The sequence below is a fragment of the Amycolatopsis sp. NPDC006125 genome (assembly GCF_040614195.1).
GTDB lineage: Bacteria > Actinomycetota > Actinomycetes > Mycobacteriales > Pseudonocardiaceae > Amycolatopsis_E > Amycolatopsis_E tucumanensis.
The window spans coordinates 127,204-138,164 of sequence record NZ_JBEXTZ010000007.1 but is presented as its reverse complement, the minus strand read 5'-3'; the positions used below and the strand labels follow the sequence as shown (position 1 = coordinate 138,164).

Genomic DNA, 10,961 nt, shown 5'->3' with positions numbered 1-10,961 from the left:
CCCGCCGGCGGGCGCCAGGGCCCACCCCGCCCCCGGGGGGCAAACCGGGCCCCCCCCCCCCCCCGCGACACACCCCCCCCGGGGGGGGCCCCCCCCCCCCCCCCACCACCCACCGCACACCACGGGAGACCCGATGACCAAGGCCACCAGGAAGAACACGCAGGGGCCTGCCACTCACGCCGCCGACAGCCACGACCGCATCCGGGTCCACGGCGCGCGGGAGAACAACCTCAAGGACGTCAGCGTCGAGCTGCCCAAGCGCAGGCTGACCGTGTTCACCGGCGTGTCCGGCTCGGGCAAGAGCTCCCTGGTGTTCGGGACGATCGCCGCGGAGTCGCAGCGGCTCATCAACGAGACCTACAGCGCCTTCGTGCAGGGCTTCATGCCGACGCTGTCCAGACCCGAGGTCGACGTCCTCGACGGCCTCACCACCGCGATCATCGTCGACCAGGAGCGGATGGGCGCCAACCCGCGCTCCACCGTGGGCACTGCCACTGACGCCAACGCGATGCTGCGCATCCTGTTCAGCCGCCTCGGCAAGCCGCACATCGGCTCACCCCAGGCGTTCTCCTTCAACGTCGCCTCCATCAGCGGCGCGGGCGCGGTCACCGTGGAACGCGGTGGGCGCACGGTCAAGGAACGCCGCAGCTTCAACATCACCGGCGGCATGTGCCTGCGCTGCGAAGGCATGGGCCGGGTCTCCGAGATCGACCTGGCCCAGCTCTACGACGAGAACAAGTCGCTCAACGAGGGCGCGGTCACCATCCCCGGCTACAGCATGGACGGCTGGTACGGCCGCATCTTCCGCGGCTGCGGATTCTTCGACCCGGACAAGCCGATCAAGAAGTTCACCAAGAAGCAGCTCGACGACCTGCTCTACAAGGAACCGACCAAGATCAAGGTCGACGGCATCAACCTGACCTACTCGGGCCTGGTCCCGACCATCCAGAAGTCGATGCTCTCCAAGGACAAGGAGGCGATGCAGCCGCACATCCGCGCCTTCGTGGAACGCGCGGTCACCTTCGCCACCTGCCCCGACTGCGAGGGCACCCGCCTGTCCGCGGAGGCCCGGTCGTCGAAGATCGCGGGCAAGAGCATCGCCGACGTGTGCGCCATGCAGATCAGCGACCTCGCCGAGTGGGTCAAGGGCCTCGACGAGCCCTCGGTGGCGCCACTGCTGGAATCCCTGCGCCACACACTGGACTCGTTCGTCGAGATCGGACTCGGCTACCTCAGCCTCGACCGCCCCGCGGGCACGCTCTCCGGCGGCGAGGCGCAGCGCACCAAGATGATCCGCCACCTCGGCTCCTCGCTCACCGACGTCACCTACGTCTTCGACGAGCCCACGATCGGGCTGCACCCGCACGACATCCAGCGCATGAACAACCTGCTGCTGCAGCTGCGCGACAAGGGCAACACCGTGCTGGTCGTCGAGCACAAGCCCGAGGCCATCGCCATCGCCGACCACGTCGTCGACCTCGGCCCGCGCGCCGGCACCGAGGGCGGGGAAGTGGTGTACGAGGGCACCGTCGAGGGGCTGCGGGCCAGCGGCACGCTCACCGGACGCCACCTGGACGACCGGGCGACGCTGAAGCCGTCGGTGCGCGAGCCCTCCGGGACGCTGGAGGTCCGCGGCGCGAACACCCATAACCTGCGTGACGTCGACGTGGACATCCCGCTCGGCGTGCTGGTCGTCGTCACCGGCGTCGCCGGCTCGGGCAAGAGCTCGCTCATCCACGGCTCGGTGTCCGGCCGCGACGGCGTCGTCACCGTCGACCAGGGCGCCATCAAGGGATCGCGGCGCAGCAACCCCGCCACCTACACCGGGTTGCTCGAGCCGATCCGCAAGGCGTTCGCCAAGGCCAATGGCGTCAAGCCCGCCCTGTTCAGTGCGAACTCCGAGGGCGCCTGCCCGACCTGCAACGGCGCCGGCGTGATCTACACCGACCTCGCGATGATGGCCGGCGTGGCCACCACCTGCGAGGAGTGCGAGGGCAAGCGGTTCCAGGCCGAGGTGCTGGAGTACAAGCTCGGCGGGCGCGACATCAGCGAGGTGCTCGCGATGCCGGTGGCCGAGGCGCTGGAGTTCTTCGGCGACGGCGAGGCGAAGGTGCCCGCCGCCCACAAGATCCTCACCCACCTGGCCGACGTCGGCCTCGGGTACCTGACGCTGGGGCAGCCGCTGACCACGCTGTCCGGCGGCGAGCGCCAGCGGCTCAAGCTGGCCACGCACATGGGGGAGAAGGGCGGCGTGCTGGTCCTCGACGAGCCGACCACCGGCCTGCACCTGGCCGACGTCGAGCAGCTGCTGGCCCTGCTGGACCGGCTCGTCGACTCCGGCAAGTCGGTCATCGTGATCGAGCACCACCAGGCGGTGATGGCCCACGCGGACTGGATCATCGACCTGGGGCCCGGCGCGGGCCACGACGGCGGGCAGATCGTGTTCGAGGGCACCCCGGCCGAGCTGGTCGCGAAGAAGTCCACCCTCACCGGCGAGCACCTCGCCGAGTACGTGGCCTGATCGCCTCCCCGGGGCATCCGGTTTCGCGCCGGATGCCCCGGGCGGTCACGCGAGCGCGGCCCGGCAGGCGAGGCCGATGAACGGCGCCGGGAAGTCCCTTCCGGGGCCACCCTCGATCGCACCGGGCGACTCGATGCTCCAGACCCCGACGTGTCCCGGTTCCGCCGCGCTCACACCTGGTTCGCGCCGCCGTCGACGAACATCTCGATGCCCGTGACGAAGCTGCTCTGGCCGGAGGCGAGGAACACCCCGACGTCGGCGACCTCCTCGGGCCGCCCCATCCGTCCCAGCGGGACGGTGCCGGCGAGCGTCCGCTTCAGCTCCACCGCTTCCTCGTCGCCCGCCGCCAGCCCGGTGATGCCCGGGGTGTCGATCGGGCCAGGGCTGATCGTGTTCACCCGGATCCCGTGGCCCTTGAGCTCGTTGGCCCAGGTCCGCGCGAACGAGCGGATCGCGGCCTTGGAGGCGCCGTAGACCCCGAACGCCTCGGTGCCCACGGTCGCGGCCGTCGACCCGGTGAGGATGACCGACGCGCCGTCGTTCAGCAGGGGGAGTGCCTTTTGGACGGTGAAGAGCGTGCCACGCACGTTGGTGCCGAAGGTTTCGTCGAAGTGCTGCTCGGTCACCTGGTCCAGGGTGGCGAACGAGCCGCCGCCCGCGTTGGCCCACAGCACGTCGATGCGCAGGCCCTGCTCGCCGATCGTGGCGTAGAGCCGGTCGAGGTCGGCGAGGTCGGAGCTGTCCACGCGCACGGCGGTGACCTCGCCGTCGATCGTGGCGGCCGCCTCCTTGAGCGCGTCTTCGCGGCGGCCGGTGATGAACAGCCGGGCGCCTTCGGCGGCGAAGCGCCGCGCCGCGGCGAGGCCGATGCCGCTGGTGGCGCCGGTGATGACCGCGGTTTTACCGGTGAGAACCGTCATTTCCTCATTCCTGTCCGAAGGGGCGGGCAGCGCACCGTCGCGGCGACCGGTACGGGAAAATCGCCTGGCAACGCCGCCGTTCGCCCACGATCGACAGGTTACGAGACATGTCACCTAAACGCAACGAGCCCGACTGGCTCACCCCGGAGCAGCAGCGTGCCTGGCTCGCCTACATCCGCGTCCAGCTGCGGCTTCGCTACGAGATGAACCGCCAGTTGCAGGCCGACAGTGACATCTCTCTCGCCGACTACGACGTGCTGACCGCGCTGAGCGTCGCGCCCGAAGGCCGCCTGCAGATGACGGCGCTGGCGAACCACATCGGCTGGGAACGCACCCGCACCTCCCACCACGCCCGCCGCATGGAGAGCCGCGGGCTGCTCCGGCTGCGACAGTCCACCGTGGACCGCCGCGCGATCGAGGTGAGCCTGAGCGACGAGGGACGCGCCCTGCTCGCGGACGCCGCGCCCGGCCACGTGAAGCTGGTGAAGGACCTGTTCTTCGCCGGACTGTCCGAGGACCTGCTGCCGTCGCTGACCGAAGCGATGGAGGGCGTGTACTCGACGCTGCTGGCGCGCGGCACCCTGCCACCGCCGCCGCTGTGATCGTGGAAAAGGACTGGACCGGGTGGGGCGCGGACCAGTAACTTGCCGTCGACGCCGACCGAGGAGGTGAGACCCGTGACTGCAGTACCGCGGTGGGTGCTTCCCTTCCTACGCGATTGACGTAGGTGTCGCCGGGAGCGCCCTCAGGACACTCCCGAAAGGCAACACCTGTGACCCCTCCGCCCTTCGACGTGATCATCGCCGGGTGCGGGCCGGCCGGCGCGATGCTGGCCGCCGAACTGCGGCTGCACGACGTGCGAGTGCTCGTCCTGGAACGGGAAACCGAGCCGGCCTCGTTCGTCCGGATCGTCGGTCTGCACATCCGCAGCATCGAGCTGATGGCCATGCGCGGTCTGCTGGAGCGCGTCCTCGAACACGGACGACGGCGCCCGGCCGGTGGCTTCTTCGCCGCCATCCCCAAACCACCGCCCGCTCTGGATTCCGCGCACGCGTACCTGGTGGGCATCCCGCAGCCGGTCATCGTCCGGCTGCTCGAAGAACACGCACTCGGATTGGGCGCGCAGGTGCGGCACGGATGCGCGGTGACCGGTTTCGAACAGGACGACGACGGCGTCACGGTCGAACTGGCCGAGGAGGTATTGCGTTGCCGCTATCTCGTCGGCTGTGACGGCGCGCGCAGCACGGTGCGCAAAGTGCTGGGCGTCGGTTTCCCCGGCGAGCCGTCGCGCACCGAGACGCTGATGGGGGAGATGGAGGTGGATGCGCCGCCGGAGGAGCTCGCCGCCGCGCCGGACGGGATCCGGCTGCGGCCGTTCGGCGGCGGGATCTACAGCGTCATCGTTCCCGCCGGGGAAGTCGGCGACCGCGCGCGACCACCGACTCTCGACGATTTCAAACGACAGCTGCGGAGGATTGCCGGAACCGATTTCGGTGTGCATTCTCCGCGCTGGTTGTCCCGTTTCGGGGATGCCACCCGATTGGCCGACTGGTACCGAGTTGGGCGGGTGCTGCTCGCCGGCGATGCGGCGCACATCCACCCGCCCATCGGGGGACAGGGCCTCAACCTGGGTGTGCAGGACGCGGTCAACCTCGGCTGGAAGCTGGCCGCGCAGGTGCACGGCTGGGCCCCGGCGACGCTGCTGGACACCTACGAGGCCGAACGCCGTCCGGTTGCCGCGGAGGTGCTGGACAACACGCGCGCCCAGACGGAGCTGATGTCGGCGGAGCCGGGCGCGCGGGCCGTGCGCAGGCTGGTAACCGAGCTGATGGACTTCGACGAGGTGAACCGCCACCTGATCGAGAAGATCGCCGGAATCGGCATCCGGTACGACTTCGGGCTAGGCCCCGACCTGGTCGGCCGCCGATTGCGGGACATCGACCTGGCGCAGGGCAGTCTGTATGGTCGGCTGCGTCGCGGCCGCGGCCTGGTGCTGGACCGCACCGGACGCCTGAGCACCGGCGCGTGGTCGGACCGGGTCGACCTGCTGACCGACCCGACGGCCGCCCTGGACGCCCCAGGCGTCCTGCTACGGCCCGACGGCCACATCGCCTGGGCCGGCGACGATCAGCAGGGCTTGGACGAGCAGCTGACCCGCTGGTTCGGCGCGCCTGGACGCCGAGCGGCCCGTCCACTCAGGAGCGTTGCCCTGGCATGAGCAGGCGCGCGTAGATCAGCCCGAGAAGGCCGAGTCCCGCCAACGGAACACCCAGTGGATGACCTTCGGGCTCGGCGGGGAGGCAGTCCTCGAGCACGTAGCGCTGCAGGTCCGCGGTGGGGTCGCACGCCGAGCCGTCCGGCGTGACGAACCCGGGTTGCGCCATGAGCCCCGAGAACACGAGGAACGTCCCGACGGCGATCGCGGCAACGCTGAGAACCGCGACGGTCGTGCGTGGTGTCATGGCCGCTCCTGAGCTGGGAATTCGATCTTGTGTCGCTCCCGTCGGACACTTCGTTACGCGCGCCGATAATGCACATTATGTCAAGTAATCGGCGAGAGGGGCGCTTCATGCAGCAGGGGCAGCCGGGACGCGCCTGCTGTGCCCCTGCCCCGATGTGTCAGCTGTGCGAGCGGATCGCGCTCACCTACGGGCCGATGTTGCTGTAGCCGCTGCTGTCGACAGTGATCGAGATGCCGGCGCAGTCGGCCGAGCGGATTCCGTCGTTCCACGCGCCGACGTTGGTAATGATCCGGCAGTGAAGTGTCCCGGGAGCGGGTCGAGATCACCGGGAAACCCGCTGGTATCACCGGGACGGAGCACCCCGCCACTCCCCTGCGCCGGTCCCTGCACTCACCGGAGAACGTCCGCGAAACAGGGCGCCGCCGGACCGGGACGGTGAACCACCGCCCGGCCGGCGCCGGTTCACCGCGGCCGCAGTGCGTCCACGACCAGGTCGAACAGCCGAGTCACCTGCCCCTTCGGGCTGTCGGACGTCGTCGCGAGCAGTGTGCCGAGGAGCAGCGTGGTGACGTCCCCGGCGTCGACGTCGTCGCGGAACTCCCCGGTGCGCGTCCCCGCGTCCAGGATCGCGCCGATCGCTCCGGTGATGCGCTCCCGCGTGGCCGGCGTCGCGATCGCTCCCGAGGCCCATCCGGCGCGCAGCGTGTCGAGCATCCCGCGCTTGGTCGCGACGAACGCCGCGTAGCGCTCCATCCACGCCCGCAGCGCCGCCTCCGGCGGCCGCTCGCGCAACAGCTGCTCGGCGCTGGCCGTCACGTCGTCGAGCTCGGCGGCGTAAACGGCTTCGACCAGCGCCTCACGCGTCGGGAAATGGCGGTAGAGCGTGCCGATCCCGACACCGGCCTCGCGGGCGATCGCCTCCAGCGACACGGCGCCCTCGGCGGCCGCGAACACCTCGCGCGCCACGGCGAGGAGCTTCTCACGGTTGCGCCGGGCATCGGCGCGACCCGGGCGGGGAGAACTCAAAACGGAGGCACCTCCGGTTGTGCTACGGTGAATCTAACGGAGACTCCTCCGTTTCTTCCATCATCGCACGAGGACAGGACTTCCATGACTTCCACTCGTCCCGGCGGCACCGGCCCGCTCGCCGGCCGCACCGTTTCCCGTGTCGGATTCGGCGCCATGCAGCTCGAACGCCTGCACGATGACCGCGATGCCGCCCTCGCCCTCCTGCGCAGGGCGGTCGAACTCGGCATCGACCACGCCGACACCGCCCAGTTCTACGGCAACGGCTTCGTCAACGAGGTCATCCGCGAGGCGCTGCGGCCCGAGGACGGCGTCCTGGTCGCCAGCAAGGTCGGCGCCGACCCAAACCCCGGCGGCGCCATCCCGCTGCGGTCCGCGCAACGCCCCGAGCAGCTGCGGGCGAGCGTCGAGGACAACCTGGTCAGCCTGGGCCTCGACCGGATCCCGCTGGTCAACCTGCGCCGCCTCGACACCGGCCCCGGGCTGCGGCCCGAAGGCGACCAGGTGGTCGATCTCGACGACCAGCTCGCGGTGATGATCGCGATGCGCGACGAGGGCAAGATCGGCGCGATCGGGCTCAGCGCCGTCACGCTCGACGGTCTGCGTCACGCGCTCCCGGCCGGCATCGCGTGCGTGCAGAACTCCTACAGCCTCGTCGCGCGCGACAACGAGGACATGCTGCGGCTCTGCGTGGCCGAGGGCATCGCCTGGGTGCCGTTCTTCCCGCTCGGCGGCGCCTTCCCCGGCATGCCGAAGGTGACCGAGGAGCCCGCCGTGCTCGACGCGGCCAAGGCACTGGACGTCACCCCCGCCCAGGTCGGTCTGGCCTGGCTGCTCCACCACGCCCCGAACACGCACCTCATCCCCGGCACCGCGAGCGTGAACCACCTGGAGGCCAACGTCGCCGCGGGCTCGCTCGTGCTCGACGAGGCCACCCTCGCCATGCTGGACTCGGTCCCCGCGCGGGTTCAAGAAATCCCGCTTGGGTAGACGTCGAGATTCGGCGCTGGAGTCGATGGGCCTGTGCCCGGCGTACGCCCGCGACGGCACCTCGAGAGCGGCGGACAGGTTGGTGACGAACGCCAGGGTGACATCCGTGCTCAACGGCTGGGTCCACCTGCTCACCAGAGCGAGATCCGGCTGTTCCTGGTGCTGACCGGGCTCCAGATTCTTGGCCTAATGGACACGCCCCTGTTCCCTGGCGCCGAGCTGACCACATCAAGGATTGGAAAGAGCACGGCAACGGCGGCTGAAGCGTCAAGTAGTGGCGTTCACCGGCGCGCGGCCAGCACTGCCCCGAGCCCTTCCCGCAGGTCTTGGATGAAGTAGCCGGGAACCTCCAGCGACGGGAAATGTCCCCCGCGTTCCGGCGCCCGCCACCGGACGATTTGCCGGTACCGTGCCTGCGCCCAGGGTCGCGGGCACTTCTCGATGTCCCGCGGGTACATCGTGATCGCCGACGGGACGTCCACCCGCAGTTCCGGGTCCAGCGAGTTGTGGCTTTCGTAGTAGATGCGGGCTGCCGACGCGCCCGTCCGCGTCACCCAGTACAGGGTCACGTCGTCCAGGATCCGGTCCCGCGAGATCGTCTCGAACGGGCTGTCCTCGGTGTCCGACCACTCGGCGAACTTGTCGAGGATCCAGGCGAGCAGCCCGGCCGGCGAGTCGACGAGCGAGTAGCCGATGGTCTGCGGCCGGGTCGCCTGCTGCTTCGCGTACGCCGCGCGCGTGCCCCAGAAATCGCGGGTTTCCTCGGCCCACCGGCGCTCGACCGCCGTCAGCCCGTCCATGGTCATCCCGGGAGGTCCCTCCGCGAACGTGCTGTGGATGCCGAGCACGTGCTCCGGGTACCGGCCGCCGAGGACCGTGGTGATGTTGCCGCCCCAGTCGCCGCCGTGGGCCAGGAACTCGCGGTAGCCGAGCCTGCCCATCAGCTCTACCCACGCGGCCGCGATCTTCTCGGTCCCCCACCCCGTGGTGGCCGGCTTGTCGCTGTAGCCGAAGCCCGGCAACGACGGGACCACGACGTGGAACGCCGGCGCGCTCATGTCCTCCGGATCAGCCAGTTCGTCCACCACGTCGACGAACTCGGCGACGCTGCCCGGCCAGCCGTGCGTCAGGACCAGCGGCGTGGCATCGGCGCGCGCGGACCGGCGGTGCAGGAAGTGGATTCCCAGGTCGTCGATGGTCGTGCGGAACTGGCCGATCTCGTCGAGGCGCTTCTCGAACGCCCGCCAGTCGTAGCCGGTGCGCCAGTAGTCCACGAGCTCGGCGAGGTCGGCGAGCGGAACGCCCTGTCCCCATCGCTGTCGGGTCGTCTCGGGCTCGGGTAGCCGCGCCGCGGCCAATCGGGCGCGCAGATCGTCGAGTTCGGCGTCGGGGGTGTGGGTTTCGAAAGCTTGCACGTCGCTGAACATGGCACCTCCTGCCATCGCGGAACCGGCTAAGACGGTTCTAACATCCCGTCCCGGCGACGCGCAACCGGCTATGGTGGTTCCATGCGTGCTGGCTTCCCCGAATTCCGCCTCGGTAGCGTGCTCGCGACCAGCTTCACCGGGACGCTGTCGGAGCGTTTCGGTGATCCGGTGGAGCGCATCCCGACGCCGCAGCGGCTCGTCGACTGGCTGGCGGTGTACGACCTCGCTGTGGAGTCCTGCACCCCCGCGCAACTCGAACTCGCCAAGGAACTGCGGGAGTCCATCCACGCCGCCGCGACGGCCGCCGCGAAACAGCAACCTCTCCCCCAGCCCGCGGTCCAGGTCATCAACGACCGCAGCACGCAGGGCCGGGCCACGGCCGTCCTGACGCCCGAGGGCACGCGTCGATGGCTGCTCAGCTCGCCCGACTGCGTGGAAGACGCCCTGGGCGTGATCGCGGCCGACGCGATCAGCATCATCGCGGGCGAACGAGACGGACGACTCGCGCTGTGCGCCTCACCCACCTGCCAAGCCGCCTTCTTCGACACGAGCCGGAGCCGCACCCGCCGGTGGTGCGACATGAACACCTGCGGCAACCGCGAGAAGAAGGCGCGGTTCTACGCCAACCAGCGCCACAACGCCGGATCAGGGACCGGGAGCTGACCGTGTCGCCGGACGGTGTGCCGGACTGGTTGCCGGAGTGGTGTCTGGACCACCTCGGGAACCGGCCCGCCGCCGTGCTGTTCCGGCGCCGCTCGATGTCGGCGGTGTTCGGTCTCCGGTTGGCCGACGGCACGACCGCGGTGGTCAAGGCCCGCCCCGGCGACGGTCGAGCGGTGTCGTGTGTGGCGGCGCAGGCGCGGCTGGCCGAGAACGGGTTTCCCTGTGCCCGCCCGCTGACGCCGGTCGTCGGCGTCGGTCCGCTGGCCGTGCACGCCGAGGAATTCCGCCCCGGCGGCGAGGTCTTGTCAGGCGACTCACCTGAAGTTGCTGGTCGCTACGCCGAGGTCTTCGCCCGGTTGATGACCGGACTGGCGGACCTCGACGTCGCGCCCCCGCTGCCGAACCCGCGCTGGGTGCGGTGGGACCACACCGACCCTGGGCTGTGGCCGTCGATCGAGTCACTCGATGAGAAGGACCAGAGCCTCGTGCCCGCCCACGTCCTGGAGACGGCCGGCCGAGCTCGTCGGCGTCTGCTGGCCGCCGGCCTGCCCTGCGTGCTGGGCCACGCCGACTTCGAGGCGCACAACCTCCGGTGGCACGACCACGAAGTGCGCACGGTGCACGACTGGGACAGCCTGGCCTGGCAACCCGAAGCCGCCCTGGTGGGAGCCGCGAGTGCGGTGTTCCCGAAGGTGGGACCGGCCACGCTGCCGCCGATCGACAGCACCGAGGCGTTCCTGGCCGCCTACCAGGATGCGCGGGGCCGCTCGTTCACCGCGGAAGAGCAGCAGGTCGCCTGGGCGGCAGGCCTGTGGCCGGCTGCCCATGACATCCGGTGGGAATCACTCCACGGCTACACCGCGGTCTCCGGGAAGGCGTTCTGGACACAAGCCGCCGAACGCCTCCGCCGGGCCACCGCCTGACAACAACTGGTCGATACGCCTGCGATATG

10 protein-coding genes are annotated in these 10,961 nt (G+C 70.2%); 6 read left to right on the top strand and 4 right to left on the bottom strand.

The window, feature by feature from the left end:
* Window positions 1-133: 133 nt before the first annotated feature.
* A complete protein-coding gene (locus ABZ193_RS06250; RefSeq protein ID WP_354709134.1) occupies window positions 134-2,521 on the top strand; it encodes an excinuclease ABC subunit UvrA in 2,388 nt (795 codons plus the stop codon).
* A gap of 170 nt (window positions 2,522-2,691) precedes the next feature.
* Here ABZ193_RS06250 and ABZ193_RS06245 read toward each other — a convergent pair whose 3' ends face one another.
* The gene (locus ABZ193_RS06245) at window positions 2,692-3,441 is read right to left on the bottom strand and encodes an SDR family oxidoreductase (protein ID WP_237334905.1); all 750 of its coding nucleotides are present in this window, start codon (window positions 3,439-3,441) and stop codon (window positions 2,692-2,694) included.
* A 107-nt stretch (window positions 3,442-3,548) separates the two neighbouring features.
* Here ABZ193_RS06245 and ABZ193_RS06240 point away from each other — a divergent pair, with 107 nt between their 5' ends.
* Together ABZ193_RS06240 and ABZ193_RS06235 are read left to right on the top strand one after the other, a co-directional pair.
* Window positions 3,549-4,043 (top strand): MarR family transcriptional regulator, encoded by a 495-nt coding sequence (locus tag ABZ193_RS06240; RefSeq protein WP_354709132.1) that lies wholly within the window; start codon window positions 3,549-3,551, stop codon window positions 4,041-4,043.
* Between the two features lie 170 nt (window positions 4,044-4,213).
* Window positions 4,214-5,659: an FAD-dependent monooxygenase gene (locus ABZ193_RS06235; protein WP_308191129.1), complete on the top strand. Its 1,446-nt coding sequence runs from the start codon at window positions 4,214-4,216 to the stop codon at window positions 5,657-5,659.
* On the opposite strand, the gene ABZ193_RS06230 is transcribed toward ABZ193_RS06235, so the two are convergent.
* Together ABZ193_RS06230 and ABZ193_RS06225 are read right to left on the bottom strand one after the other, a co-directional pair.
* Complete coding sequence (locus ABZ193_RS06230; RefSeq protein WP_237334903.1) at window positions 5,637-5,903, bottom strand: hypothetical protein; 267 nt, start codon at window positions 5,901-5,903, stop codon at window positions 5,637-5,639. The genes ABZ193_RS06235 and ABZ193_RS06230 overlap by 23 nt on opposite strands.
* Before the next feature lie 462 nt (window positions 5,904-6,365).
* Window positions 6,366-6,929, bottom strand: a complete 564-nt coding sequence (locus ABZ193_RS06225) for a helix-turn-helix domain-containing protein (protein WP_354709130.1) — start codon at window positions 6,927-6,929, stop codon at window positions 6,366-6,368.
* 84 nt (window positions 6,930-7,013) lie between these two features.
* Between ABZ193_RS06225 and ABZ193_RS06220 the strand changes: the two genes are divergently transcribed.
* Window positions 7,014-7,919: an aldo/keto reductase gene (locus ABZ193_RS06220; RefSeq protein WP_354709128.1), complete on the top strand. Its 906-nt coding sequence runs from the start codon at window positions 7,014-7,016 to the stop codon at window positions 7,917-7,919.
* 281 nt (window positions 7,920-8,200) lie between these two features.
* Here ABZ193_RS06220 and ABZ193_RS06215 read toward each other — a convergent pair whose 3' ends face one another.
* The gene (locus ABZ193_RS06215) at window positions 8,201-9,346 is read right to left on the bottom strand and encodes an epoxide hydrolase family protein (RefSeq protein ID WP_354709127.1); all 1,146 of its coding nucleotides are present in this window, start codon (window positions 9,344-9,346) and stop codon (window positions 8,201-8,203) included.
* A gap of 81 nt (window positions 9,347-9,427) precedes the next feature.
* On the opposite strand from ABZ193_RS06215, the gene ABZ193_RS06210 reads away from it, so the two are divergent.
* Entirely contained in the window at window positions 9,428-10,009 is a 582-nt protein-coding gene (locus tag ABZ193_RS06210) for a CGNR zinc finger domain-containing protein (RefSeq protein ID WP_354709126.1), read from the top strand.
* A 2-nt stretch (window positions 10,010-10,011) separates the two neighbouring features.
* Window positions 10,012-10,932: a phosphotransferase gene (locus tag ABZ193_RS06205; protein ID WP_354709125.1), complete on the top strand. Its 921-nt coding sequence runs from the start codon at window positions 10,012-10,014 to the stop codon at window positions 10,930-10,932.
* The last annotated feature ends 29 nt before the right edge of the window (window positions 10,933-10,961 follow it).

Excerpts from the sequence above, each read along its gene's own strand:
- ABZ193_RS06245 (WP_237334905.1), bottom strand. The coding sequence starts at position 3,441 with ATGACGGTTCTCACCGGTAAAACCGCGGTCATCACCGGCGCCACCAGC.
- ABZ193_RS06250 (WP_354709134.1), top strand. The coding sequence starts at position 134 with ATGACCAAGGCCACCAGGAAGAACACGCAGGGGCCTGCCACTCACGCC.
- ABZ193_RS06210 (WP_354709126.1), top strand. The coding sequence starts at position 9,428 with ATGCGTGCTGGCTTCCCCGAATTCCGCCTCGGTAGCGTGCTCGCGACC.
- ABZ193_RS06240 (WP_354709132.1), top strand. The coding sequence starts at position 3,549 with ATGTCACCTAAACGCAACGAGCCCGACTGGCTCACCCCGGAGCAGCAG.
- ABZ193_RS06215 (WP_354709127.1), bottom strand. The coding sequence starts at position 9,346 with ATGTTCAGCGACGTGCAAGCTTTCGAAACCCACACCCCCGACGCCGAA.
- ABZ193_RS06220 (WP_354709128.1), top strand. The coding sequence starts at position 7,014 with ATGACTTCCACTCGTCCCGGCGGCACCGGCCCGCTCGCCGGCCGCACC.
- ABZ193_RS06230 (WP_237334903.1), bottom strand. The coding sequence starts at position 5,903 with ATGACACCACGCACGACCGTCGCGGTTCTCAGCGTTGCCGCGATCGCC.